This window comes from Salinilacustrithrix flava, assembly GCF_041228405.1.
In the GTDB taxonomy this organism is placed as follows: domain Bacteria; phylum Actinomycetota; class Acidimicrobiia; order Acidimicrobiales; family Salinilacustritrichaceae; genus Salinilacustrithrix; species Salinilacustrithrix flava.
This window is the reverse complement of sequence record NZ_CP133888.1, coordinates 1,145,090-1,168,905: the sequence shown is the minus strand read 5'-3', so window position 1 is coordinate 1,168,905 and position 23,816 is coordinate 1,145,090. Positions and strand designations below refer to the sequence as shown.

Sequence of the window (23,816 nt, the reverse complement as noted above, 5' to 3'; positions counted from 1 at the left end):
TCCTCCGACCCCACGTCTTCGGATGGTGCAGCGGGATCGCCCTCCCGTGCCCATCAGTTCGCCGCACGGGGCTGGCCTTCCTGCCTGCCGCCGGGGGAATCTGCCCTGCCGCTCGTGCTCGACGCGTGCAGCCACGCCACGACCTCGGCCTCGAGGCGCTCGGCCACCAGCTCGTGGCCGGCGGCGTTGAGGTGGATGCCGTCGGGGAGGACGGCGTCGAGCCCGTCGGCGTCCACGATGGCTCGCACGTCGATGAGGCGCACGTCCGGGGAACCCGTGGCGGTCACCAGGTCGTCGATGGCCCTGCTGTACCGGGCAGCACGCTCCTGGATGCCGGGGAGCACCTCGTCGAGGTGCGGCGCGGTCGGCGGGACGTTCAGGAGGAGGACGAGCGCACGCTGACGTTCGGCCACCAGGTCGATGAGCCGCTCCAGCTCGGCGCGGAACCGCGGCAGCGGCAGCCGGTCGGGGACCGGTCCGCCTCGGCGGATCCAGGCCGGCCCCCAGCGGAGGTGGGCGCGCTTCAGGACCGGGCGCACCGCGCGGCGCAACAGCAGGGACCGCGGGGAAAGGTTCGCTCGCCAGCTGAACGTCCAGCGCAGCAGCGGGAGCGGCAGCACGAGGGGCTGGCACTCGACCCAGCCCACGTCGATGATGACGACCTGGGGTGAGTGCCCGAGGATCCGTCGCTCCGCGTCGGCGACGATCTCGTCCACCCGCATGAGCCAACCGGCCTCGTTGCGCACGAGGGCGGGCACGCCACGCGCGTAGAGGCGCGCCTCCAGCCGCTCGCCGTAGTTGCCGCCGTCCGGATCGACGCGGGGCGTCACGAAGTAGGCCACCGAGCTCCCGACGACCGAGATGCGGAGCGGACGGGCCGGGTGCGTGGTCACGTCGTCTCCACGGACGAGGCCCGGGCCGCCGGGGTCGCGGGCAGGGTGGCATCGAGGACGCTTCGGTCGATCTGGGCGACCTTCGACGCCATGGCGAGGGTCACCCAGGCGTGGTGCTCGTCGACGTCGATGCCCATGGGGGCGCTGGCGGGGGGCATGGGGAAGCCGTTGCACCGACCTTCCACGTCGACCACGGCGAGCATGTCGGCGTCCTTCACGGCGACGACGACCCGGCGCTCGTCGAGGCCGGCGACGTCGAAGGGTGCGCCCGGCAGCTCGACCTGCGCGACCACGGCGCCGGTGAGGTCGCAGCGCGTGAGCAGCGGTCGACCCGATGCGCCGAGCCACATGCCCGCCGGGTCCGGTCGCACCCACCGGGTGGGGTGGGGCAGCTCGATGACCTCGATGTCGGTGCCGACGACCACGCCCAGCACGGCGGCCGACGTGTCGGCGACGAGGATCGCACCGTCATCGCGGCCGACGACGATGTCGGGTCGGCGGAAGGGCTCGGGCAGCGGCACCTGCTCGGGAGGTCGCCCGTCCACGGTGTGCCAGAGGCAGCGGTGCTCGGCATCGACGGCCCACAGGTCCTCGCCCACCAGCGCCGTGGCGAGCAGCTCGCGCGTCCTGGGCAGCGACGTGGTGCGGACGGCGCCGTCGGCGTCCACGTGGACGAGACCGGACGCACGGGTGAGCGCGCTGTGGCAGCCGCCGCTGCCGTCGGGGGTCGGCAGGTGGGGGTACGGGGGCAGCTCCGTCCAACGCCACTCGCCATCCGCTCGTGCGTAGCGGCCGAGCGCCGGCCAGTCGCGGGCCGTGACCCACACGTCGCCCCGGGCATCGATGCGGACGCCGAGGGGGAACGCCTGCGCTCGCGGGAGCTCGTGCAGGCGCCACGGGGGAGGCGGGGCGGTCGACGGCGCCGCCGGCGCGGTCGCCTTCCGGGCGAGCGCGGCGCGCAGCTCACCGATGGGACCCCACGTCGTGAGGACCCCGGCGATCGTCGCCAGTGCGAGGAAGCCGGCGGCATGGGCGGCCAGCTCGGGGAGCTCGTCGACCGGCCACCGCTGCTGGGCCGTCGCCGCCACCCCCGCCACGGCGCCGATCCCCGCCAGCTGGCGCCACACCATCCCGACGAAGGACACGTCGCCGAGGAGCGAGCGGATGTAGTGCTGGCGGACCACGTTCGAGAGGAGGGCGGCGATCACGATCGCCACGGCGCCCCCGTCGATGCCGAACCAGGCCAGCAGGGGGAGGGCGACGACGACCACCCACAGGCTGCCGACCACGCTCACGACGAGCTGCGGTCGGGTCCGGCCGGCGGCCAGCAGGAAGCTGTCCCAGTTGAAGCCGATGGAGCCCACCACCACGGCCACGCCCTGGGCCTGCACGAGCACGACCGCGGGCGACCACGACGGGCCGAGCAGCAGCTCCACGACGGGGTGGGCGAAGACCACCATGCCGAAGCCCGCCGTGGCGGAGAACAGCATGGCGAGCTGGTTGCTCACGACGAACGCGCGCCGCAGGCGGTCGACCGAGGAGCGGATGCTGACCAGCGCCGGGAACAGGGTGTCGGCCAGCAGGACGTGCACCACGAGCGCCCGGTGCCCCCAGCCGTGGGCCAGCTGGAAGAAGCCCAGGCCCACGACGCCGATGGTGCCCGACACGACGAAGACGGCCCCCCAGCCGGCCGCCGTGGTGACCAGCATCCCGACCCACAGGGGCCACCCGAACCGGAGGTAGGACCGGACGAGCGCCCGGTCCCACGTCAGCCTCGGTCGCTGCGGGCTGGCGAGCAGCATGGTGGCGCACGCGGCGACGAAGCCGGCGAGGGCTCCGGCGGCCAGGGACCAGATGCCGATCCCCGCGAGGGCGAGGGGCACCGTCACCGCGAAGGTGGTGATCGGTCCGATGGCCTGGAGCACGTTGCGCCGCACGAAGCGCATCTCGCGGTACGGCAGTGCGGCGGGCAGCTCGAGGAAGGCGGTGGTGAACAGCTGGAGGCCGAGCAGCGAGGTGAGGACCCAGAGCTCGGGCCGGTCGTAGATCCAGGCGAGGAGCGGCGCGACGGCGAGGACGACCACGAAGAACGCGCTGGCGAGCAGGACCTCCAGGGTGAACGCGACGTTGTACGAGGTGTGCAGATCGACGTCGCGCTCCTGCACGAGCTTCTTCGGGATGCCGAACTCCTTCAGCGCCCGGCCCACGGCGACGCCTCCCATGGCCAGGGCGAACAGGCCGATGGCGCTCGGTCCGAGCAGCCGGGGCACGAGGATGCCCTGGACCAGGGCGAGGCCCTGGACGACGACGGCGAAGCCGAGGTTGACCAGCGCCCCCCGTCCGGTGGCGCGGCTGAGCGTGCCGGCGCTCACAGGAGCACCGTCCCGGCGCGGATGCTCGCACCGGCGAGCACGGCGGTCTCGACGGCGTCACCGAGGCGGGTGGCGAGCGCCGCCCGGGCGGCGACCGGTGATCCGGCTGCCACGATGTCGCCGGCGAGGACCGCGGCGAGCGTCGCGGCGACGGCGCGCCGGCCGCGGCGCGAGGCCAGCAGGGGCGTGGCTGCCACCACCGCGAGGGGCAGTGCGTGGCTCCGCCGGTAGACGGGACCCCACCAGGTGCGGTCGCCGAGGCCCGGGTGGCGACCGAGCAGCGCCGGCATGTCGGACCAGCGCCGGCGAGCGCGCAGGTCCTGGCGCCAGCTGAGCTCGACCACCGCGTGCTCGACGACGGCGTCGGCGCGGAAGGCGGTGCGTGCGCCGGCGGCCCGAGCGCGCCAGGCCAGGTCGGTGTCCTCCCCGCTGCGGGCGAACGTCACGTCGAACCCGTCGAGCTGCTCGAGGACGGCGCGCCGGTAGGCGATGTTGCACGTCTGGAAGAACCCGTCGGGAGCGGGCACGTCGAGGGTGCGGACGAGCGGCCGGCCGACGAGGTGCTGACCGGCCGGGTCCGGCACGGTGCACCCCTGGATGATGTCGACGTCGTCCACCGATGCCAGCAGCCGGCGCAGCCAGTCCGGCCGGGGCCGGCAGTCGTCGTCGGTGAAGGCGATCCACTCCCCGCTCGCGAGCCGCCAGGCGGTGTTCCGGGCGGCCGCGGCCCCCCGGTTCGTCGCGAGGCGCTCGTACCGGACGGGCAGCGCCGCCCCGCCGGCCGCGGCGGCGACGACCTCGGCGACGCCGTCGGACGCCGGCGAGCCGTCGTCGACGACCACGACCTCGATCTCGTGCCTGCCCGGCTCCTGCGCGAGGACGGCGTCGAGGCACCGGGCGAGCAGCGCCGGACGCCGGTGGGTCGGGATGCAGACGGAGACCTTCACGCCGGCCCCTTCCAGGCGGTCGGCCGGTCGTCGGGGTAGTCGATCCGGCGGACCGGTCGGGCCGGGACGCCGGCCACGAGCGTGTCCGGGGGGACGTCGCGCGTGACCACGGACCCGGCGGCCACGACCGCTCGAGGACCGATGGAGACCCCGGCGAGGATGATGGCCCGCGTCGCCACCCACGCCCCTCGCCCGATGCGCACCGGCCCCTGTCGCAGCGGGCGATCAGCGAGCGCGTGGAAGTCGGCGTCGGCGACGTAGACGTCGGAGGCGAGGCCGACGTCGTCCTCGATCACCACGCGCTCCTCCGCCAGCACCACGGCGCCGGAGTTCAGGAAGACCCGGTCGCCGATGTCGATGCGGCCCGAGCCGCCGAGGTGGGTGGTGCGATGCGCGGACCAGCAGAGGAAGTCGTCCCCGATGCGCACGTCGGCGTGGTGGAGCAGCGGCCGGCCGTGCACGCGGGGGCGCGCGCCGACGCTGGTCGCGCCCTGCAGGCGCCGCCGGGCCCGCGCATCCAGCACGCGGGGGTGCGACGTCGCGGTGCTGGCGAGCCGCCGGCCGCGCTCGAGGGTCCGGCGCATCACGCGACGCTCCGGTAGAGATCGATCCACCGGGGCCCGATCGTGCCCCAGTCGAAGTGCATGGACCGGGCGACGCACGCCCCGGCGGTGGCCCGGTCCTCGGCCAGCTCGAGCGAGCGCAGCAGCGCCGTCGCGCAGGCCTCAACGTCGTCGGGCGGGAAGGTGCCGCCCACGCTGTCGTCGACGATCTCGGGGATCGCTCCGTCGTGCGCGCCGACGGCGGGGGTGCCGGCGGCCAGCGACTCGACGAGCACGAGGCCGAAGGCCTCGCGGAGCGACGGGAGGCAGGTCGTGGCGGCGCGCGCGTACTCGTGCGCGAGCGCGTCCTGGTCGATGTCGCCGAGGAACTCGATGCGCTCGGCGGTGCGGGGATCCACGAGCGTCCGGAGCTCCCGACGGGTGGCGTCGCCGGCCGCGCCGGCGAGCACCAGACGGGCGTCCGGGTGGCACCGGGCGACGGTGCCGAACGCGGCGACGAGGACCGGGACCCGCTTGCGGGCATCGTCGGGCGTCGCGGCGCACAGGATGCGGCCGGGTTCGGTCGGCGTCGACGCGCTGAACCGGGCGCAGTCGATGGCGTTGGGGATGACGACGGCGTCGACCCCGAACTCGGCACGGAGGTGGTCGGCGGCCGCCTGGCTCGGCGAGATCACCGCGGCCGCGCCCCGCGTGCCGGCCGCGAAGGCGCGCCAGCGGATCCGGTGGTCGTCGAACCCGCGCCGCACCGCGATGCCCCCGTAGTGCACCACGTAGGGGCGGCGGGCGAGGCGGGCCGCGAGCGCGTCGCCGTAGAGCAGCGCATGGACCACGTCGTCGCGGCGGCGAGCCAGCTCGGCGGCCATCGCCGGGACGTGGGTGAGCAGCCCGTCGAGGTCGTGGTGGATCCGGCGGAGATCGGGGGCCGGCACGAGGTGCACGGGGACGCCGTCCACGTCGTACCGGCGAGGTGGCGGGCCACCGGCGACCAGTCGGGCGTCGATGCCCTGGCCGCGCAACCAGCCGGCGAGGCCGAGCGCGAGGGTCTCCGAGCCGCGCTTCACGTGCGGCCACGCGTACGGGTTCGTGATGGCGATCGACGTCACAGCAGCAACCTCCGGTGACGGGCGGAGCCCACCAGCAGGGCGACGGAACCCACCGCGTCGAGGGCGACCTGGCGCGCGAGCGCGCCAGGGCGACGGTGACGGGCCAGGGCCCATCGCAGGTAGGGCGCCGCGGCGAGCGCCGGCCAGGGGGAGCGGCGCAGGGCGGCGAGCGCGGTGCCGGCCAGCGCCGCCTGCGCCTCCAACGAGTGCGGCCGGAGGCGGTGGGGTGCCGGCGTCCGCTCGGCCAGCTCGGGGATCGCTCGGATGAGGGCCGGGAACAGCGAACGCCGCCACTCCTCCCTGATCGACGACCGCAGCGTGCCTGGGAACACGTGGTGGCGGACCCGCGCGTCCGTCCGGAACGTGGTGGCCCAGCCCGTCCGCCTCACGCGCCAGGCGAGGTCCGTGTCCTCGGCGAACCAGCGCCCGTCCCTCGACAGGCGCTCGGCGAAGTGCTCGTCGAAGCCGCCCACGACCACCAGCGCTTCCCGGCGGTAGGCGATGTTGCAGGTCTCGTAGAGGCCGGTCTCTCCGGTGACGTGGATCGTGCGGTCGTCGGGATCGGCCGGTGAGGCCGGCACGGTGGTGCCCTGCACGATGCCGATGCTGTCGTCGCCCAGGCCGGCGACGAGGCCGCCGAGCCAGCCGGGGTCGGGGACGCAGTCGTCGTCGAGGAAGGCGACGACCGGGGCCGTGGTGGCGCGCCAGCCGGCGTTCCGGGCGCCTGCCGGGCCGATGCCGGGGGTGCGGAGGACGGTGACGTCCCGGCCACGCAGGACGGCCTCGGTGCGCGGGCAGGGTCCGTCGACCACGACCACGACCTCGGACGGCCCCGGCCGGAGGGCGTCGATGCCGTCGAGCGCCTCGGCGAGGAGCTCGGGCCTGCGGTGCGTCGGCACCACGACGGCGGCGTCGGCGATCATGCCGCCCCTGCCCGCCGGATCCTGGTTCGCTCGGCCACCGCGCCCGCTCGGTAGGCGGCGTGGCAGGCCGCCGCGAGGGGCCCGTGCGGCCAGCCCAGCCGCCGGCCGGCGGACAGGCCCTCCCGGACGACGTGGGGGACGGTGCCCGCCAGCGTCCGGGTCCATCCCTTGTCGAGGAAGTCGGCACCGGGCAGCTCGGGGTGCAGCGAGCGGGTCCGGGCGAAGCCGCGGCCGTACGCCCGTTGCTTGCGGAGGAGGCCCCGCACGGACGTCGGGTAGTGGTGGCCGACCGGGATGTCGGGCGCGTACCAGACGTCCCAGCCGGCATCGATGATGCGGGCGCAGTGGTCGACGTCCTCGCCGGCTGCCTCCGTGAGGGAGGTGTCGAACAGGCCGACCTCGTCGAGGCAGCGCTGCTTGTAGGAGATGTTGACGCTCGGGACGAACCGCACCGGACCCTCGTCCGTGCGCAGCGGGGCGAACGAGGTGCGGTGCAGGTGCTCGGAGGCGAGCGACCCCGCGGTGAGGTTCACGATGCTGCCGCCGATGGCGCCGGCCTCCGGCAGCGCCGCGTGCCGGTCGACGTGGGCGGCCACCCACCCGGTGGGAGCGACGGCGTCGTCGTCGAGGAAGCACACGACGTCGGCCGGTCGGGGCGCGAGGGCCCGGTGTGCGGTGTTGCGGGCGTGCGCCGGCCCGCGGTTGGGCTCGGGCACGACCCGCACCCACGAGGGCAGCGGCACGGGGATGTCGAGGGGCTCGGGGTTGCCGTCGACGACGACCACCTCGCGGGGTCGGGGATCGAGGGCGACGACGGACTCGAGGCACCGCCACAGCAGCTCGGTGCGTCCGAAGGTGGGGATGGCCACGACGACGCTCAGCATGCGAACACCTCCCGGTGCAGTCGCTCGGCCTGGCGGGCCAGGTCGAAGCGCTCCTCCACGATCTGGCGGCCGCGGGCCCCCATGGACGCGCGCAGGCAGCGGTCGGCGAGCAGCCGCTCCAGGGCCTCCGCCATCGCTGCCGGTTCGTCGGGAGGGACGAGCACGCCGCTGGCGCCGTCGTCGACCATCTCGCCGACGGCGACGACGTCGGTCGCCACCACGGGCCGCCCGGCCGCCATCGCCTCCTTCACGACGACGGGCATCGAGTCGCGGTCACCGTCACGTGCCACCCGGTACGCCCCGCAGAACACGTCTGCCTCGGCGATGGCCCTGATGGTCTCCTCGTGGTCACGGGCACCCGCGAAGCGCACCCGGTCGGCGATCCCGAGCGCCTCGGCCTGGCGGCGCAAGGTGGCCTCCTCGGGACCGTCGCCCACGACGACGAGCCTCCAGCGCCCCGTGAGCCGAGCGCACGCGGCGAGGACCACGTCCATGCCCTTCTTCTCCACCAACCGGCCGACGGTGATGATGGTCGGGGCGGCACGTGGGACCGGGGGCGGCGGTGGTCGCCCCAGATCGGTGCTGGCGGGGATGACGACGACGGGGCCTGCATCGCCGTGGTGCTGCTCGATCCAGCGGCGGTTGTACTCGCAGACGGTGACCACGCAGGCGGCGGCACGGAGCCGGTGCGAGACGTCGCCCTCGGGCACGAAGAGGTCCCGGGCGTGCGCCGTGAGGGAGTGGCCGGTCCCGAGCGAGCGCCCGATGACCTCGGCGGCGTCGGCGGAGCGGTAGGCGAAGTGGGCGTGCACGGCGCGCACGCCGCGCCGGCGAGCCACCTCGGCGGCGGCGAGCAGGCGGAGCCGGAACCCGAACGTGAGGGGTCCGCGCGCGAGTGCCCCGATCGCCTGGGGCCGGCGGGCGAGCAGGCGAGCGACGTGCGCCAGGGTCCACCAGCTGCGGGCGCGGTGGGCGCGCAGGGGCAGGTCACCGCCTGCGCCCTCGAGGTTCACGACGTGCACGTCGACCCCACGATCCCGCAGGGCCCGGATCTCGTCGTGCACGAAGGTCTGGGAGAGCACGGGGTAGTCGAGCAGCACGTAGCAGACGGCGCTCATGCCGGGACCCCCTCCAGGTGGAGCGCCTCGCGGTAGCGGGTCGCCAGCTCCGGCCAGGCGAGCGCAGCCGCCTGCGTCCGAGCTCGCTCGCCCAGCTCCCGGCGATGGACCCCGTCGCGCAGCAGCTCGGTCACCGCGTCGACGAGCGCATCGTGGTCGGCGACCACGATCCCGCCTGCCCCGACGGCGTCGCCGACGCCGCCGACGTCGGTCGCCACGGTCGGGGTGCCGCACGCCGCGGCCTCGACGGCGACCAGACCGAAGCCTTCGACGTGGCCGTCGACGGCGATCCCGGGCATGACGTGGACATCGGCCAGGCGCAGGAGCGCGCCGACGGTCGGGTCGTCGACCGCGCCGAGCACGCGCACCGACGGCGGGGCGAGCGCCTCGAGGGCGGCCCGCTCGGGCCCGTCGCCGGCGACGACCCAGATCGCGTCGGGCACCGCGTCGAGGACCCGTCGCCAGCGATCGAGCAGCTCACGGTGGCCCTTGCGGGGGACGAGGCGGGAGATGGAGGCGACCACGGGTCGTCCGTCCAGGTCGAGGCGTGCAGCCAGCTCGACCGGATCTCCGTGGGGACGGTCGAGGTCGATGCCGGGCGGCAGGACGACGGCCTCCACGTCGAGGCGCGCGCACAGGTCGGCGGTGTAGGTGCTGTTCGCGACGACGACGTCCATGCCTCCCAGGGCCCGCACCAGCGATCGCTGGGCCCGTGGGTGGTGGAGGCTGCGCAGGACCTCGGTTCCGTGGACGAGCACGGCCCGGACGCCCGGGCGCTCCGCGCCGGCCAGGGCCCGGGCGTGCGGCCACCACTCGGCGCACAGCGTGACGGCGGACGCAGGCGCGTCGAGCAGGGCGCGGCGTGCAGGGCGCCACCGCGGCGGGCACGTACCCACGAGGGGTGCGGTGAGGACGTGGTAGGCGCCATCCGCCGGGGAGTCGTGGTCGGCGGTCGGCGGGCGCAGCAGCGCAGCGCGGCCCGGCGCGAGGTGACGGCAGAGGTCGTCGACCCAGCGCTCGATGCCGCCGGTGGCGGGCGGCGCGTTGTGGGCGGCGACGAGGAGGTCGAGGCCGGTCATCGTGCCGCCGCCCGCTCCCGCGCGAACGCGAGCAGCACCTGGGGGTCCTCGACCAGGTACCGCCGCCACAGGCGTCCGGGTTCCTGCGCGAGGCGCCAGGCCCACTCGAGACCGGCCTGCTGCATCCACCGTGGCGCCCGAGGGCGCGTGCCGGCCACGAAGTCGAGCGCCGATCCGACGCCGATGACCACGCCGTCGCCGAGGGCATCCCGGTGCTGGTGCACCCAGCGCTCCTGGCGGCCACCGCCGATGGCGAGCAGCACGAGGTCGGCGCCCGTGGACCGGACCCACTCGGCGACCTCCCGTCCGGCGACCGGGTCGTCCATCTCCTCGGGCGAGGGGCAGCGGATGCCCGCGGTGCGGGTGCCCCAGCGACCGGCGGCCGCCTCGGCCGCGGCGGCGGCGACGCCGGGCTCGCCGCCGACGTAGCAGACCGTCCAGCCGGTGGCGCCGGCCCGCTCGAGCAGGCGGACCGTGAGGTCGGTGCCGTTGACGCGCCCGCGCAGCGGCGTGCGCTGCCAACGAGCCATCCAGAGCAGCGGCACCCCGTCGGGCACGACCAGGTCGGCCGCACGCAGGGCCGCTCGGGTCGGGCTCGACTCGTCCGCCTGGCGGAGGAAGTCGACGTTGGCGGTCACGACGTGACGGAACGAGCCCTCCGCCGCCATCGCCGCGATCCGCTCGACGGCCCCGTCGAGGTCGACGACGTCGATGGCCGTGCCGAGCAGCGCGATGCGGTCCGCTCGACCGGTGCCCCGTGGCTCGGTCGTCGGGGTCGTCGCCATGGCCCGGCTGGCCCGGGCCCAGGTCTCGGCCCGGTCCCGTCGCCCGAGGGCGGTCCAGACGACGGCCCGCCCGACGAGCCCGACCTGGGTCGCACGGCGAGCAGCCGAGGGGTGGCGATGGTGGTCGTCCAGCACGCGCCGCCACCCCTGGGCCCACAGCTCCTTGGCCGACGGGCCGAGCCCGGCGGTCGACGTCCCGGACCGGTGCGAGGTGGGGCACCCGGGGACCCACTCCGTGGTCCAGCCGGCCGCCTGCATCCGCAGGCACAGGTCGGCGTCCTCTCCGTAGAGGAAGTAGCGCTCGTCGAACCCGTGCACCTCGTCGAAGGCCGTCCGGCGAGCGAGCAGCGCTGCGCCGGAGAGCCACTGCACGGGACCGCCATCGGGCAGCCGCCGCTGGTACCAGGCGGCGTCCAGGCGGGCAGCCAGACCGGGCTCCAGCGGGCAGCGGAGCACCGACGGGCGCCGACGGGCGACCGGCTCCCGACGGCCGTCGGGGTGCTCGAGGTCGGACGACACGAGGCCGCACCCCGGCGTGCGGTCGAGGTGGTCCACCAGGGCGGCGAGGGTCCCCGGGCGCAGCTCGGCGTCGGGGTTGAGGAGCAGGACGTGGTCGGCGGTCGTGGCGCCCACGCCCAGGTTGCAGCCGGCGCCGAAGCCCCGGTTCGGCGCGCGGAGGACGCGTGCACCCGCACGGCGCGCGATGGCGCTGCTGTCGTCCGGCGATCCGCTGTCGACGACGAAGACCGAGCCCACCATCGGCTCGCGCACCGCCGACCGGACGCAGGCGTCGATGGTGGCCGCGGACCGGTGCGCCACGACCACGACGTCGACCGGCGCGCTCACGCTGCAGCCTCCAGCGCTCGCCGGAGGCGGCGTCCGAGCGCGGCGCCCGAGAAGCACGCCGCCCGCCTCCGGCCCGCACCGGTCAGGCGTCGCCGCCGGCGCTCGTCGCCGAGCAGGCCGAGGAGGTGCTCGGCGAGCTCGGCCGGGTCGCCGGGCGAGAAGCTGTCGATGCCGCCCTGGCCCACCTCGAGGTGCGGCGGGATGGCGGACGCGACGACGGGTGCACCGAAGGCCATGGCCTCGAGGACGGGCAGCCCGAACCCCTCCTCGAGCGACGGTGAGACGAACGCCTCGGCGTGCGCGTACAGGCCGGGGAGGTCGGCCTCATCGACCCACCCGCACAGCTCGACGCCGGCGGTGCGCCGCGCCCGGTCGACGACGGCGTCCACCTTCCAGCCCACCTTCCCGACCAGCAGCAGGCGGGTGGCGCCGCGGGCGGACCCGAGCAGCTCCCACGCATCGAGGAGCGTGCCGAGGTCCTTGCGGGGCTCGATCCGGCAGATGCTCAGGACGTACGGGCCGTCGCCGGCGACCGCCGGTCGCTCGTGGTGGCCGGCCCGAGCGGCGGCCTCGAGCCAGGGGGGCATCGCCCCGCCGACCACGTGGACCCGATCGGAGACCGGCAGGACGGTGCCGAGCTCCTCGGCCACCGCGCGCGTCCCGGTCGAGATGTGGGCCCCCCGTTGCACGGCGACCCGGTCGAACGTGCGGTACCAGGCCCCGGCGCCACGACCCATGGTCTCGGGCCGGCTCCACGGGACGATGTCGTGGATGGCGTCCAGGACGGGGACGCCGGGTCGGGCGGGTGGTGGCTTCGCCGGGCAGTACAGCACGTCCACCCCCACCTGGCGGATCGCCCGGGGCAGGTGCAGCTGGGTGGCAGCCGCCTGGCTGTCGGTGGACAGGCAGACGGTGCGCAGGCGGTCGGGGCCGTGGCGCCAGCGTGTCGGCACCTGCCGGCGGACGAAGGCCACGACCTCGTCGTCGGGCGCCTGGGCCAGGGCCTCCACGGCGGCGAACACGTGCCCCTCGACGCCGCTGCGCTCGTCGAGGACGGAGGTGGCGTCGACGCCGATCCTCATCGGGTCACCTGCAGTCCGTCGGGGCGCGACGCGGCCGTCACCTCTCCGCCGCGTGGGAGCCGGTCCTCGTGCGCCCAGCGGCCGACCATGCCGACGAGGAGCCAGAACCAGCCCGACACCGTGATCGACGACATGGCGTCGACGGTGAAGGAGTCGACCACGACGATCACCAGGTACCCGCACGCGGCGAGCGCCACCGCCGCCTTGGTCCGGTCGGGGTGGCGGAGCGCGATCCCCGCGGCGGACGCGATCCCGAACCAGGAGATGGCCAACCAGCCCGCCAACCCCGGGAGGCCGGTCTCCGATGCGAGCGTGTAGTAGTACGACTCGCCGGGCAGCGGATCGAGGGGCAGTCGGTAGGTCTCGTCACCGAAGCCCGCCTGGCCGAGGAAGGTGCTGCGCGCCGACCGCTCCGGGTCGACCAGGAGGTTGAGGCCGGTGCCCGCGCCGAAGGGCCGCTCGAGCAGCGCGTCGACGGTCTGGCCGAGGCGCTCGGTGCGCAGCCGTGCCGAGCTCTCGTCGGCACCGTCACGGAGCAGCGCGAGCTTGATCCGGGCGCTGTCGAACGCGGACCGATCCGGCTCGGACGCGGCGCGGCGGTCCTGGACCGGTGTCAGCAGCACCAGGGCGATGACCGCCGTGGCGAGCACGGTGACGACCTGGCCGGCGCGTGCACCCTCTCGGCGGAAGGCGGGTCGGCACAGCGCGACGGCGACGACCGCGAGGCCGGCGGCGAACACCGACAGCTGCACGCCGCGCTGCCCGGTCAGCAGCACCCCGAGCAGCGAGGTGGCGAGCAGCGCGCTCGGCACCACCCAGCGCCTCGGACGCACCAGGAGCGCGGCGCCCGACATCAGGGCGACGAGCCCGAGGTGGTGCCCGAGGGCGCTGGCGCCGGGCAGAGTCGAGAAGATGCGCCGCTCCCGGATGGCGATGGGGAACGTGCGCCGGTAGTGGGCGATCTCCGCGGCGTCGAAGCCGGCGAGCCACTGCTTGATCGCGTACGCGCCGACGAGGGCACCACCGGCCAGGACCACCTGCACCAGCCGGCGCACCAGCACGGGCCGACGCGCCACCTCCGCGCCGATGAAGTAGAGGGCCAGCGCCTCGACGACCAACCGCGCCCCTCGCAGACCGGTGAGCACGGAGGGCAGGTCGGTGCTGAACGCCTGGGCCGCGACCACGGCGCCGTAGCCGAGGACGAGCGCGGTGAGCCCGTGGGCGCCCCGGCCGGTGGAGGCGGGCCGCTCCCGGACCGCGTGGAGGAGGAGCAGCGCGATGAGCCCCGTCACGGCCAGGGACCAGGGGACCCCGGCGGCGTGCGCCTGCAGCCAGCCGAGGAAGGGCAGGACGGCGACGAGCACCAGCACCTTCGTGTCGAAGGACCGGGTGACGTACCACCCCGTGGCCAGCGCCAGCACGGCGAGGACGGTCACGACCCCACCGGTGCCGCGACGACGTCGATCAACCCGAGCAGCTCGTCGACGCGCGCGGACCAGGACTGCTCGGCCGCGACGGCTCGTCGCTCCTCGTCCTCGGCGAGGGTGCGTCCCCGTGCGGCCTCGAGCGCGGCCTGCGGCAGGTCGGAGGGTGACGGCACGACGTGGAGCGCGTCCAGCACCGGGCTGGCATCCAGCCACGGCCCGGCCACGACGACGGTGGGCAGGCCGGCCGCGAGGTACTCGTAGACCTTGAGCGGGTCGCCCTCGAACCCGGCGTAGGGCACGAGCGCCACGTCGGCGCCGGCGAGGATCGACGGGATCGCGTCGGGCGCGACCGGCCCGAGGCCGTGGGCCCGATCCGGGATGCGATGTCCCGGGGCCACCGGGCCGGCGACCACCAGGGTCATGGCGTCGGCGATCCGGTTCAGCACGCCGGGCTCGGTGCGGTGGTCGACGCGGCCGACGAGGACGGCGACCGGGCCGGGCATCCGGGCGACGCGGGGGTCGGGGGTGGCGTCCGCGAAGCGGCCGACGTCGACGCCGTTGCGGACCACGGCGGCGTCGGCTCGGACGTGGCGCACGGCCGCCGCCAGCGTCGGTGAGGAGCAGGCGACGGCATCCGCCTCTCGCAGCACCCGGTGCTCGTAGCGCTCGTGGAGCGGCTGGTGGGAGGGGAACGACCGGAGCTCGTCGGTGCGGTGGTAGAGGTGGGCCGCGTCGGGGAGGCGCGCCGCGACCGTGTGGCCGAGCACCGGCATGAACGAGTTGAGGACCAGGGTCCGTCCGGCTCCCGGCGCGTGGCCGCCGGCGGCGCGTGCGACGTGGTCCGCGTAGCGACGGGCGTTCAGGGCGATGGCCGTCGCCGCGGCCCGGGGCGTCCGCCCGAGGATTCCGTAGGGGAGGTACGCCGGTGGCGTGGTGCGGGCGATGCCGGCCGGCTCGGGTCGGTCCGCCGCCGGGCGCGGGGGTCGCCGGAGGACGTTGCGAGGCGGTTCGACGAAGAGCACCGGCCGGCCGCGCCGGGCCAGCTCGGTGGCGATCTCGTGCCGGCTGGTCCACTGGCCCGACCACGGGATCGGGGACAGGCACACGACCGGGGGACCGGTCGGGGCGGAGGCGGTCATGGCGCCCCGACGGTGGTCCGCTCGCGTCGGCCGTTCATCGCCGGGGCGTCGGGAGCGGTGTGCCGCGAATCGGCGCGGTGCGGCTCGGCCGCCACCGCGAACGCGGCCGCGACCAGGAGCGCGAAGACGACGACGAGGGTGACCTTGCGTGCCGTGTCGTCGGGGTCTGCAGCCGGTCGTTCGGCCGACACGAGGACCTCGCCCTCGATGTGCTCGCGGGCGGGGACGCCGTCGCCTGCGTAGCGGGTGCTGATCTCCTCGGCGAGGTAGGACGCGGCGGCAGCCGCGACGGCCTGGGACTCCTCAGCAGCCCCCGAGGTGGCGGCGACCCGGAGGGCGGTGGTGCCCTCCAAGGGGGTGCACGACGCGATGGCAGACACCTGCGCGGCATCCACGCCGGCCTCGTCGGCGATGGCCCGCTGCGCCTCGTCTCCGTCGAGGAAGAGGCAGAACGTGGGCGCGAGGGAGGCCAGCTTGGCCGGGACGGACGCGCCACCCGTGTTGCCGACGATGGCGGGCTGGTCGACGAGCACCCGGCTCTCCGCGGTGTAGGTCGTGCTGCGCCCGATGACGACCGACGCGACGCCCAGGACGATGAGCCCGCAGGCGACGGTGATGACGATGTACCGCCGGCGCCAGAGCAGGGCGGTGATCTCGAACATGGACACGGTGGTGTCGCTCCTCAGGTGGTGGCTGGTGTGCGCGGCGGACCTGCCGCGGGCATGGGGTCGAGCGGCGGCTGTCGGCGACCTCGCCGGCGGCCGACCTCGTGGGTGGTCCGCACGAGCGCATCGAGGACGGCGATGGCGGGGTCCCGGCGGCGGACGGCGCGCCACGGGACCCGGGCGGGCAGCAGCCACACGGCGCGCAGCCGAGCAGCCGCGGTCCCCGCCGCCGAGACGTACGCCGGGTCGCTCGACCAGCGACCGTCGAGGCGGCCGTGTCCGAGGGCGTAGCGGTGCTGCTGGGCGAGCAGGTCGCCCACGCGCGCCCGGTGGGCGTGGATGACGACGGCGTCCGGTGCGAACGCGAGGTGCCCACCGACCCGCTGCAGACGCCAGCAGGCGTCGACGTCCCCGCCCGAGGCGAGGGCGGCGTCGAACCCGCCGATGCGCTCGAGCGCCGCACGGCGCCAGGCCGCGTTCGCGGTGGCGAAGAAGGGCAGGAAGCTGGGCGCCTCCCACGACCGCTGCTGGTCGAGGACGTGTCGGGCCTCCGCCCAGCGCTCGCTGGCCGTCCGCACGATCGGCGCCACGACCGGACCGCCGACGACGTCGATCGCGACGTCGCGCGCGAAGGCCCGCTCGATCGCTGCGACCCACCCCGGGTCGGGGACGCAGTCGGCGTCGGTGAACGCGATCGTGTCGGACGTGGTGGCGGCGACGCCTGCGTTGCGGGCGGCGTAGGACCCGCGGCGGCCTTCGTGGACGACCCGCGCGCCGGCGCGCCGTGCGACCTCGGCGGTCGCATCCGTGGATCCGTTGTCGACGACGACCACCTCGGCCGGCGGGGTCGACTGGCCCAGCACGGCGTCGATGGTGCGAGTGATCTGTCCGGCACCGTCGTGCACCGGGATGACCACGGCGGTGCTCATCGGGCCACCACCTCGGATGCCGCATCCCGGGCGGCGGCCCGGACGCGCCGGGCCGGTGTGCCCACGAGGAGGCTGTCGTCCGGTGCGCTGCCCTGGAACACCGAGTGGGCCCCGAGCACGGAGCAGTCACCGATGTCGGAGCCCATCAGGACCGTGGACTTGCTGGCGAGCCACGTGTTGCGGCCGACGCGGACAGGATCCGACTCGGTGTGGTGGTAGAAGAACGCGTCCGGCGCGGTGTGGAAGTGCCGGCTGTCGGTGACCGTCACGTACTCCGAGGCCGAGGCCATGGCCTCCAGCACCACCCGCTCGGCGCAGTGCACGGTCGTGCCCCAGCTGAGGATGTTGCGGTGGTGCAGCTCGAGCCGTCCCGCGACGTTCAGCACCACGCCCCGACGCAGGTGGGCCTCCGGCCCGATCTCGACGGTGCCGCCATCGAGCTGGAGGAGCACGTCGTCGTCCACGCGGGCCCCCTCGCCGATCGTGACCCGGTTGCTCGTGCCGGGCCGGCACCGGACCTGCACGTGGGGTCCCACGACGGCGGTGTCGGCGACGCCGATGTCCAGGTCGGCTCCGGACGCGCGGGCCTGGAGGCGGACGCGTGCCACCCACACCCGCTGGCGCAGCCAGCGCCGCCAGGCGAGCCCGCCGGCCAGCTGCCTGCGGACGCGCGCGCGGGCCCACCTGCGCACGTGGCGGGTGGTCATGGCTGGCCTGTCGGGACGCACGGGGAGGGGAACGGCCCCGACGGCAGAACCTTGTGCTCGCACTCCGAGCTCCGCATCGCTGCCCACCGCATGTCTGATGGTTCGCCACATCGCGCACGTCGCCCTGCTACAGAAGTGGACAAAAGGACTAGTGCGAACTGAACGCGCAAACCGTCCGAACACCCCATGTTGCACGCCCTCGGCGACGAGGGACACTGTCTGCACCCCCCGGAACCACCCCTGACTGGAGGTGCCATGCGCACCCGCCTCGCCGCCGCCGTGGTGGCGATCTGCCTCCTCACCGGCCTCCTCGCTGCCGCCCCCGCCTGGAGCGAGACCGCGTCGAGCCCGCTCGCGCCGGCGGCCGGATCCGAACCCATCGCCCTCGGCTTCAACCAGGACTGGGGCACCCAGGCGCCGCTCGACCTCCTGCTCGACGACGTGGCGCTGCGTCAGCTGGCGGAGCTCGGTGCCGGCACGATCCGTCTCCCGGTGGGCTGCTGGCACGTCGGCGCCTGCGCGTACGGCGACCGCTACGACGACGACCGCGACTTCGGCGCCGTCGGGTCGTGGGACTTCACCGCCCTCGATGCCGCCATCGACCACCTGCACGACAACGGCTTCGAGGTCATCGTGGCACCGCACCCCGGGGACCGGATGTTTCGACCGGGATGGATCGTGGTCGATCGCCACTACCGGTCCACCGCGGCGTACCTGGAGGCCATCGTCTCCCACCTGGACGTCCGGTACGGCCCGATGGCGTACTCCTTCTTCGAGACCGAGCTCGACACCAGCGAGCGCACCGAGGCGGACGGCACCGTGTCGTACCGGTACGCCGCGGACGGTGACGAGATCCGGAGCCGCTGGCAGGGGTGGCTCCGGGACCGGTACGCCACGCTGCCGGCGCTGCGGGCCGCCCACGCCGCGAAGTACCGAGGCTGGGCTGACGTCCCGCTCCCGGTGCTCGGCTCCTCGGCCGGCGTGCCGCAGGGCATCTACGGCACCGCCGCAGCTGCGGACCTCCGGGCCTTCCTCGGCGACGACGCCGCCGCCCGCTACAACGCGCTCGGTGCCCTGGTCCACGAGCGGTCCCCGGGGTCCGAGTGGTGGGGTCCGACGGTGAACCTGCAGTCGCTGCACACCGAGCGGGGGACCCACCTCGCCTCGGACCTCACGGCCGTCGGACCGACGCTGTCGGACCTCGCGTCGCAGCCCGAGATCGACGTGCTGTCCGTCGACGGGTACCGCAGCTGGAGCATCAGCGAGGCGTGGCGTGCTGCCGCCGACTGGAAGGTCGCGGCGAAGGTCGCTGCCGAGCACGGCAAGCAGGTGGCCATCGTCGAGCTCGGTGCCCCGACCAGCGCCCGGCTGGTCAACGCCTTCCTGGGGGCCGACGCGGGTGCCGAGAACCTCCGTGCGGTGCTCCTCTGGCAGGCCCGCGACCGCCCGAACGCCGCCGAGGCCGGCTTCGGCTACTTCGACGTGCACGGGATCGCCCGAGCCGAGCGGGCGGGCTTCGTCCGGTGGGTCTTCGACCGCCTCGGTGCGCCGGGACGAGCGGTCTACACGCCCGGCACCACGCCCATGGCGTACCGCGAGCACCTGCTCCAGCCCGTGCTGGCCCAGGACCTGCGCATCGTCCAGGACATCGAGGCGATCGCGACCGCCATGGCGAGCGGGATGGACGTCGAGCCGATCGTGGGTCCCGACCGCTGACGGAGCGGGCCGGCGCGTCCTGCACGCGGGACCTTCGGCTCTGGTCCCCGCTCGGCGAAGGGCAGATCCTCGGCCCGTGGGTCTCGCGCCGTCGCGGCGTCCCCGGCGCTGACCAGATCGGAGCCCCGATGCCTCCAGCCGACACGGACCGCACCTACGAGGCGCACGCCGAGACGAACGGGTCGGGCGTGGGGGAGATCCACACGAGGCAGTCGGTCGTCCGCTTCGACTCGTCGCCGACGCAGGGAGATGAGCTGCCCGGACCGGCAGATCTGCTCACCTCGGCGTTCGCGGCCTGCATCATCAAGAACGTGGAGCGCATGGGGGAGCTGCTCCCGTTCGCCTTCGACCTCGCATCGGTCGAGGTGACGGCCGAGCGCCAGGATCGGCCGCCGAAGGTGGTGCGCCTCGGTTACGTCGTCACCGTCGTGACCGACGAGCCCCCGCACCGCGTCGACCTCCTGCACCGCAACATCCAGCGGCACGGAACCATCTTCAACACCCTCGCCGAGGTGTGCGAGGTCTCCGGCACGATCAAGGCCCTGCCGAGCCGGTAGCGGCCCGGTCGCGGAGATCAGCTCGGTTTGCGTGCGAGCACTGCCAAGTTCTCGGCAGGGAGGTGGTAATCGCCTGGCGAAACTCATCCGAGTCCATCAGAGCCGACCATACGTGCCGCAGACTCCGGCACGTGTTGGCACGCCGGACCTCATGGTTCGCCGACTCGGGCCGTCGGCCGCTGGGCCGCGACCGGATCGGCTCATCGCTCGGGTGGTTCGAGAGTCTCGGGGATGTCGCGGCTCGTGTGGAGGATGCGCCAGACGTCGACGACGTCGTCGGTCTCGACGTAGAAGACCGCGTGGTCGAAGCGCTTGATCGGGAACGCGCGCAGGCCGGGGATGTCGAGGTCGTAGCTGTAGCGCAGGCTCCCGATTCCGGGGCCGGACGAGATCAATCCGAACGCGTCCTGCACCTCGTCGATGAATCCGAGCGCGGTCTCTTCGCCAGCGTGGTGCCGGTGGTAGCTGGCGGCGTCCTCGAGGTCGGCTGCAGCGAGCGCACGGAGCCGAATCGGCTTGTCGGCCACGACCTCAGCCAGCTGAGCGGACGCGGTCGCGCAGTGCAGTGAAGTACGCGTCGTCGGCGACCGGGCCGGGCTCGGAGGCGAGGCCGTCGAGGAGCAGCTGACGCAGTCGGAGGCGGTCCTGGTCCCGGCGGATCAGCTCGCGCACGTACTCGCTGTTCGACCCGTAGCCGTCTCGCTCGACGCGCTCGTCGACGAAGGTCTTGAGCTCGTCGGGCAGGGAGACGTTCATCGTGGACACGGGCCCAGACTATGCCGGGCTTGCCAATCTTTGCCATCAGAGTCGCCCGTGGGATCTCGCGGGATCGAGCGGAATCGAGGCCGAGAACGAGACCAGGCCAGCGACCCGAAGAGGGCCGCTGACCTGGACTTTCGGATGGTGGTCGGGACCGGCGTCGATCCGGTGACCTACCGCTTTTCAGCTGGCTCGAGCCGTATCCGCTGGTGTCCGCCAGTGTTCCCTGGTGCGCGTACGTCCAGTTCAGAGGGGGCAGCCTCGGTGTCGCAGGCGTACCGGACGCTCAACCGGCTACTCGAGGCTGCGGTCACCGATGAGCTCCTCGGCCGGAACCCGCTCAAGGGCGTCAAGGGGCCGAAGGTGGAGGCCGACGAGATGCGCTTCCTGACCCACGAGGAGGCCGGGCTGCTGGCGGACACGATCGACGAGCGCTACCGGGCGCTCGTCCTCGTCGCTGCGTACACCGGGCTCCGAGCGAGCGAGCTGGTCGGGTTGCGCCGCCGCCACGTCGATCTCCTGCGCCGGTCTCTGACCGTCGTGGAGCAGGTGCAGTACCTCGACGGCGAGTTCCTCGTCGCCGCACCCAAGTCAGCCGCCGGACGGCGCTCGGTCGCCCTGCCCCGCCTCGTCGCAGCACAGCTCGACTGCCACCTGCGGACCTACGCCAAGCCGGCCACCGACGCCATCGTGTTCGAGTCGCCCGAGGGTGGCTACCTCCGGTTCGACAACTTCCGGAACCGCTTCTGGTCGCCGGCGGTCAAGGACGCCGGCCTGGCCCCACTACGTCCTCACGATCTCCGACACACCTGCGCCTCGCTGGCCATCGCCGCCGGCGCCGACATCAAGGTGTGCAACGGATGCTCGGCCACTCCTCAGCGGTCCTGACCCTCGACCGCTACGGCCACCTGTTCCCCGGCCAAGCGGAGTCGGTCGCCGACCGCCTCGACGAGATGGCACAAGCGGCCGGCATCGTCCACCGAGCCGAGGTCGTTGCGATCGATCGCGGGCGCTCCTGACCGGTCGGGCCTTGGCCGGTACGCTCAGGACATGGAGAAGCAGTCGCCCGTGCAGCTTGCGGAGGATCTCGAAAAGCTGCCGCTCGAGGAGCGGCAACGCATCGCTGCGGAGTCGATCGTGAGCGATCTCGCTGATGTGGATCCGGAGTTCGTCGCACGAGCGCGCCGGCGCGGGCGTGAGCTCCTGGCGGAGCGCGGGATCGATCTCCCGCCTGCGTGACCCGCCGGCGCACAGTCCGGACGAGTCCGGCCTTCTTCGAGCAGCTCGACCTCCAGCTAGGCGACACCCGAGGCCCGAACGGCGAGCCGTCAGCGACGGACTTCCTCGTCTTCGAGCTGCCAGCGATCGTGGAGGCGTTCGCGACCCGTTTCGACGAGCTCCCCGAGGCGGTCGAAGGTGTACCGGACGCCCGTATGGCAATCGGCACGGGCAAGCTCGTGCGAGCGTTCGCCGTCTACGGCCTGCTCATGGCCGATGACTCCGTCGAGCTGATCGGGGTCGAGATCGACCTCGATCGCTGATCCCCGGTTAACCACGCAGCGTGGGATACGGGCCGTGCCAGGGAGCCCTGTGGATATCTCGCGCGGGATTTTCGCGGGACGCGGGGGTTCTCGGCCGAAAACGACACCAGGTCAGCAGCCCCGAAAAGGGCCGCTGACCTGGTGTTTCGTATGGTGGTCGGGACCGGCGTCGATCCGGTGACCTACCGCTTTTCAGGCGGTCGCTCTGCCAACTGAGCTACCCGACCAGGGCATGCCCGAACCCGAGGGCTCGAGGGCGTTTGTGGCGGTCCCGACGGGATTTGAACCCGCGACCTCCGGCTTGACAGGCCGGCGTGCACTCCAAACTGCACCACGGGACCAGACTTTGACTTGCACCCCCAACGGGATTCGAACCCGTGTTACCTGCGTGAAAGGCAGGCGTCCTAGGCCGCTGGACGATGGGGGCTCGCTCCCCGTTGAGGCTGCGTGACCCTAACAGCACCTCCGGGGTGGGGAGCAATCCGAGCTCGGGTGTGACACCAGCACTGCCAGAACGGGGGATCAGTCGTCGGGGGCGAGGGCCCACTCGGTGCCCTCAGGGGTGTCGCGGACCTCGACACGGGCGTCGACCAGGGCGTCGCGGAGGCGGTCGGCCAGCTCGTACTGCTTGGCCTCCCGGGCACCGACCCGGGCGGCGAGCACCGCCTCCACGTAGGGCGCCACGACGTCCCGGGGGTCCTGGGCGCCGACGGCGGCCAGCTCGCCGAGGCGCACGACCATCCGGCGCAGGGCGGTGCGGGCCTGGTCGGTCTCGTCGCTCTGGAGGGTGTCGGCCGACCACTGCACGATCGCCTGCTCGAGCTCGAGCACGGCGGCCACGGCCCCATCGGGGTCGCGGGCGTCGAGGGCGGCATCGAAGTCGGCGGTGAGGCGGTCGGTGGTGGCGGCCAGGCCGATGCCGGCGTTGGTGACCGGGGCCTCGGCGGCGACGGGAGCCGTGTCCCGAGCGGGAGCCGGCGATGCTGCGCTCGTGCCCGGTCGCAGCTCGTCCAGGCTGATCTCGGTGCCGGCCGTCAGCACGGCGGACTCGCCCTCCCGACGCACGGTCACGGTGCCGTTGCCCTCCACCACGGCGGTGCCCGCGTCGAGGTCGAGGACCAGGGCGGTGTGCTCGTCGACCCCGAGGACCCAGGCGCCCTCGGGCAGGTCGGGCTCCAGCATCGACAGGCGCCGCTCGCCCAGGTAGCAGAAGCGGGTGTCGTGGTGGCCGCCTTCGGCGTTGTCGTAGTGGGGGATGAGCGCGACCCGCAGGCCGACCTCGGCCAGCAGGTCGAGCCCCTCGGCCCACGCCGGGGTGGCGCCGGCCTTGTACACCTCGTACACCGGGACGGTGGCCACGCCCAGGGTGAGGGCGGCGGCGGACGCGAACGTCACGGCCCCGCCCCGCCGGAGCTTGTCGGCGAGCAGCTGGGGCAGCGGGGTGCCGACCCACTGGGCCAGGGCGTAGGTCGGGCTGCCCGGTCCGGCGAAGACGTAGCTGGCATCGGCGATGGCGGCCAGGGCCCGCTCCCGGGTCACCGTGTCGTCGTCGGCGCCCCGCCAGGTCGCCACCGAGATGGGGCGACCCACCGAGGCCCGGAAGTACTCCTGGGCCTTGGTCGAGATGTCGCCGGCGTTCTCCTGGAAGCCGTAGGGGGTGTCGAGGAGCACGGCGTCGGCCGGGTCGTCGGCACCGACGGCCTCCATGACGCGGCGGTGGACCTTGATCATGGTCGGGGCGGTCTCGCCCGACCCCATGACGGTGAGGATGCGGGGCACGG

At 74.2% G+C, this 23,816-nt stretch carries 25 protein-coding genes and 3 tRNA genes; 6 read left to right on the top strand and 22 right to left on the bottom strand.

The features are described from left to right. Positions 1-53 precede the first annotated feature (53 nt). The 16 genes from RGQ06_RS05830 to RGQ06_RS05755 are packed head-to-tail and all read right to left on the bottom strand — an operon-like array spanning position 54 to position 17,462. The gene (locus tag RGQ06_RS05830) at positions 54-893 is read right to left on the bottom strand and encodes an SGNH/GDSL hydrolase family protein (protein ID WP_432427505.1); all 840 of its coding nucleotides are present in this window, start codon (positions 891-893) and stop codon (positions 54-56) included. Beyond that, a complete protein-coding gene (locus RGQ06_RS05825) occupies positions 890-3,265 on the bottom strand; it encodes an oligosaccharide flippase family protein (RefSeq protein WP_432427506.1) in 2,376 nt (791 codons plus the stop codon). The genes RGQ06_RS05830 and RGQ06_RS05825 overlap by 4 nt, the downstream gene beginning before the upstream one ends. Next, positions 3,262-4,212, bottom strand: a complete 951-nt coding sequence (locus RGQ06_RS05820; protein WP_432427507.1) for a glycosyltransferase family 2 protein — start codon at positions 4,210-4,212, stop codon at positions 3,262-3,264. The genes RGQ06_RS05825 and RGQ06_RS05820 overlap by 4 nt, the downstream gene beginning before the upstream one ends. Then, on the bottom strand, positions 4,209-4,796 hold the full coding sequence (locus tag RGQ06_RS05815; protein WP_432427508.1) for an acyltransferase: 588 nt from the start codon (positions 4,794-4,796) through the stop codon (positions 4,209-4,211). Before RGQ06_RS05815 ends, RGQ06_RS05820 begins: the two co-directional genes overlap by 4 nt. Continuing rightward, positions 4,796-5,878, bottom strand: a complete 1,083-nt coding sequence (locus RGQ06_RS05810) for a glycosyltransferase family 4 protein (RefSeq protein ID WP_432427509.1) — start codon at positions 5,876-5,878, stop codon at positions 4,796-4,798. Before RGQ06_RS05810 ends, RGQ06_RS05815 begins: the two co-directional genes overlap by 1 nt. Continuing rightward, positions 5,875-6,801 carry a glycosyltransferase family 2 protein gene (locus RGQ06_RS05805; RefSeq protein ID WP_432427510.1) on the bottom strand — a complete coding sequence of 309 codons (927 nt, stop codon included), beginning with the start codon at positions 6,799-6,801 and terminating at the stop codon, positions 5,875-5,877. The genes RGQ06_RS05810 and RGQ06_RS05805 overlap by 4 nt, the downstream gene beginning before the upstream one ends. Then, the gene (locus tag RGQ06_RS05800) at positions 6,798-7,685 is read right to left on the bottom strand and encodes a glycosyltransferase family 2 protein (RefSeq protein WP_432427511.1); all 888 of its coding nucleotides are present in this window, start codon (positions 7,683-7,685) and stop codon (positions 6,798-6,800) included. The genes RGQ06_RS05805 and RGQ06_RS05800 overlap by 4 nt, the downstream gene beginning before the upstream one ends. Further along, a complete protein-coding gene (locus RGQ06_RS05795; RefSeq protein WP_432427512.1) occupies positions 7,679-8,803 on the bottom strand; it encodes a glycosyltransferase in 1,125 nt (374 codons plus the stop codon). The genes RGQ06_RS05800 and RGQ06_RS05795 overlap by 7 nt, the downstream gene beginning before the upstream one ends. Further along, positions 8,800-9,882: a glycosyltransferase family 4 protein gene (locus RGQ06_RS05790; RefSeq protein WP_432427513.1), complete on the bottom strand. Its 1,083-nt coding sequence runs from the start codon at positions 9,880-9,882 to the stop codon at positions 8,800-8,802. The genes RGQ06_RS05795 and RGQ06_RS05790 overlap by 4 nt, the downstream gene beginning before the upstream one ends. Next, on the bottom strand, positions 9,879-11,513 hold the full coding sequence (locus RGQ06_RS05785) for a WecB/TagA/CpsF family glycosyltransferase (protein WP_432427514.1): 1,635 nt from the start codon (positions 11,511-11,513) through the stop codon (positions 9,879-9,881). Before RGQ06_RS05785 ends, RGQ06_RS05790 begins: the two co-directional genes overlap by 4 nt. Beyond that, a complete protein-coding gene (locus tag RGQ06_RS05780) occupies positions 11,510-12,595 on the bottom strand; it encodes a glycosyltransferase family 4 protein (protein ID WP_432427515.1) in 1,086 nt (361 codons plus the stop codon). Before RGQ06_RS05780 ends, RGQ06_RS05785 begins: the two co-directional genes overlap by 4 nt. Further along, a complete protein-coding gene (locus RGQ06_RS05775; RefSeq protein WP_432427516.1) occupies positions 12,592-14,031 on the bottom strand; it encodes an O-antigen ligase family protein in 1,440 nt (479 codons plus the stop codon). Before RGQ06_RS05775 ends, RGQ06_RS05780 begins: the two co-directional genes overlap by 4 nt. Then, positions 14,028-15,161, bottom strand: a complete 1,134-nt coding sequence (locus tag RGQ06_RS05770) for a glycosyltransferase (RefSeq protein WP_432427517.1) — start codon at positions 15,159-15,161, stop codon at positions 14,028-14,030. The genes RGQ06_RS05775 and RGQ06_RS05770 overlap by 4 nt, the downstream gene beginning before the upstream one ends. Further along, positions 15,158-15,829 carry a hypothetical protein gene (locus tag RGQ06_RS05765; protein ID WP_432427518.1) on the bottom strand — a complete coding sequence of 224 codons (672 nt, stop codon included), beginning with the start codon at positions 15,827-15,829 and terminating at the stop codon, positions 15,158-15,160. The genes RGQ06_RS05770 and RGQ06_RS05765 overlap by 4 nt, the downstream gene beginning before the upstream one ends. Positions 15,830-15,843: 14 nt before the next feature. Further along, positions 15,844-16,755, bottom strand: a complete 912-nt coding sequence (locus tag RGQ06_RS05760; RefSeq protein ID WP_432427519.1) for a glycosyltransferase — start codon at positions 16,753-16,755, stop codon at positions 15,844-15,846. Then, positions 16,752-17,462, bottom strand: coding sequence for an acyltransferase (locus RGQ06_RS05755; RefSeq protein ID WP_432427520.1), 711 nt, complete (start codon positions 17,460-17,462; stop codon positions 16,752-16,754). Before RGQ06_RS05755 ends, RGQ06_RS05760 begins: the two co-directional genes overlap by 4 nt. Positions 17,463-17,717: 255 nt before the next feature. Here RGQ06_RS05755 and RGQ06_RS05750 point away from each other — a divergent pair, with 255 nt between their 5' ends. Continuing rightward, positions 17,718-19,178, top strand: coding sequence for a hypothetical protein (locus RGQ06_RS05750; RefSeq protein ID WP_432427521.1), 1,461 nt, complete (start codon positions 17,718-17,720; stop codon positions 19,176-19,178). Positions 19,179-19,306: 128 nt separating this feature from the next. Beyond that, a complete protein-coding gene (locus RGQ06_RS05745) occupies positions 19,307-19,735 on the top strand; it encodes an OsmC family protein (protein ID WP_432427522.1) in 429 nt (142 codons plus the stop codon). 200 nt (positions 19,736-19,935) lie between these two features. Here the strand turns inward: RGQ06_RS05745 and RGQ06_RS05740 are convergent, their stop codons facing one another. Together RGQ06_RS05740 and RGQ06_RS05735 are read right to left on the bottom strand one after the other, a co-directional pair. Next, positions 19,936-20,262: a type II toxin-antitoxin system RelE/ParE family toxin gene (locus RGQ06_RS05740; protein WP_432427523.1), complete on the bottom strand. Its 327-nt coding sequence runs from the start codon at positions 20,260-20,262 to the stop codon at positions 19,936-19,938. 4 nt (positions 20,263-20,266) lie between these two features. Then, positions 20,267-20,500 carry a type II toxin-antitoxin system ParD family antitoxin gene (locus RGQ06_RS05735; protein WP_432427524.1) on the bottom strand — a complete coding sequence of 78 codons (234 nt, stop codon included), beginning with the start codon at positions 20,498-20,500 and terminating at the stop codon, positions 20,267-20,269. A 258-nt stretch (positions 20,501-20,758) separates the two neighbouring features. On the opposite strand from RGQ06_RS05735, the gene RGQ06_RS05730 reads away from it, so the two are divergent. Genes RGQ06_RS05730 through RGQ06_RS05715 form a run of 4 tightly spaced genes read left to right on the top strand, consistent with a single transcriptional unit; the run spans position 20,759 to position 22,035 of the window. After that, a complete protein-coding gene (locus tag RGQ06_RS05730) occupies positions 20,759-21,382 on the top strand; it encodes a tyrosine-type recombinase/integrase (protein WP_432427525.1) in 624 nt (207 codons plus the stop codon). Next, the gene (locus RGQ06_RS05725; protein WP_432427526.1) at positions 21,355-21,513 is read left to right on the top strand and encodes a hypothetical protein; all 159 of its coding nucleotides are present in this window, start codon (positions 21,355-21,357) and stop codon (positions 21,511-21,513) included. The genes RGQ06_RS05730 and RGQ06_RS05725 overlap by 28 nt, the downstream gene beginning before the upstream one ends. Positions 21,514-21,544: 31 nt before the next feature. After that, positions 21,545-21,733, top strand: coding sequence for a hypothetical protein (locus tag RGQ06_RS05720; RefSeq protein WP_432427527.1), 189 nt, complete (start codon positions 21,545-21,547; stop codon positions 21,731-21,733). After that, on the top strand, positions 21,730-22,035 hold the full coding sequence (locus RGQ06_RS05715; protein ID WP_432430705.1) for a hypothetical protein: 306 nt from the start codon (positions 21,730-21,732) through the stop codon (positions 22,033-22,035). Before RGQ06_RS05720 ends, RGQ06_RS05715 begins: the two co-directional genes overlap by 4 nt. 151 nt (positions 22,036-22,186) lie before the next feature. Here the strand turns inward: RGQ06_RS05715 and RGQ06_RS05710 are convergent. From RGQ06_RS05710 to RGQ06_RS05695, 4 genes are all read right to left on the bottom strand, one after another. Then, a tRNA-Phe gene (locus RGQ06_RS05710) sits at positions 22,187-22,262 on the bottom strand. A gap of 36 nt (positions 22,263-22,298) precedes the next feature. Then, positions 22,299-22,376, bottom strand: a tRNA-Asp gene (locus RGQ06_RS05705). Between the two features lie 13 nt (positions 22,377-22,389). Continuing rightward, positions 22,390-22,462: transfer RNA gene (locus RGQ06_RS05700), tRNA-Glu, on the bottom strand. A gap of 95 nt (positions 22,463-22,557) precedes the next feature. Further along, complete coding sequence (locus tag RGQ06_RS05695) at positions 22,558-23,814, bottom strand: CysS/YqeB C-terminal domain-containing protein (RefSeq protein ID WP_432427528.1); 1,257 nt, start codon at positions 23,812-23,814, stop codon at positions 22,558-22,560. Between the last annotated feature and the right edge of the window lie 2 nt (positions 23,815-23,816).

Excerpts from the sequence above, each read along its gene's own strand:
- RGQ06_RS05815 (WP_432427508.1), bottom strand. The coding sequence starts at position 4,796 with ATGCGCCGGACCCTCGAGCGCGGCCGGCGGCTCGCCAGCACCGCGACG.
- RGQ06_RS05805 (WP_432427510.1), bottom strand. The coding sequence starts at position 6,801 with ATGATCGCCGACGCCGCCGTCGTGGTGCCGACGCACCGCAGGCCCGAG.
- RGQ06_RS05800 (WP_432427511.1), bottom strand. The coding sequence starts at position 7,685 with ATGCTGAGCGTCGTCGTGGCCATCCCCACCTTCGGACGCACCGAGCTG.
- RGQ06_RS05795 (WP_432427512.1), bottom strand. The coding sequence starts at position 8,803 with ATGAGCGCCGTCTGCTACGTGCTGCTCGACTACCCCGTGCTCTCCCAG.
- RGQ06_RS05790 (WP_432427513.1), bottom strand. The coding sequence starts at position 9,882 with ATGACCGGCCTCGACCTCCTCGTCGCCGCCCACAACGCGCCGCCCGCC.
- RGQ06_RS05780 (WP_432427515.1), bottom strand. The coding sequence starts at position 12,595 with ATGAGGATCGGCGTCGACGCCACCTCCGTCCTCGACGAGCGCAGCGGC.
- RGQ06_RS05770 (WP_432427517.1), bottom strand. The coding sequence starts at position 15,161 with ATGACCGCCTCCGCCCCGACCGGTCCCCCGGTCGTGTGCCTGTCCCCG.
- RGQ06_RS05760 (WP_432427519.1), bottom strand. The coding sequence starts at position 16,755 with ATGAGCACCGCCGTGGTCATCCCGGTGCACGACGGTGCCGGACAGATC.
- RGQ06_RS05755 (WP_432427520.1), bottom strand. The coding sequence starts at position 17,462 with ATGACCACCCGCCACGTGCGCAGGTGGGCCCGCGCGCGCGTCCGCAGG.
- RGQ06_RS05750 (WP_432427521.1), top strand. The coding sequence starts at position 17,718 with ATGCGCACCCGCCTCGCCGCCGCCGTGGTGGCGATCTGCCTCCTCACC.
- RGQ06_RS05745 (WP_432427522.1), top strand. The coding sequence starts at position 19,307 with ATGCCTCCAGCCGACACGGACCGCACCTACGAGGCGCACGCCGAGACG.
- RGQ06_RS05725 (WP_432427526.1), top strand. The coding sequence starts at position 21,355 with ATGCTCGGCCACTCCTCAGCGGTCCTGACCCTCGACCGCTACGGCCAC.
- RGQ06_RS05720 (WP_432427527.1), top strand. The coding sequence starts at position 21,545 with ATGGAGAAGCAGTCGCCCGTGCAGCTTGCGGAGGATCTCGAAAAGCTG.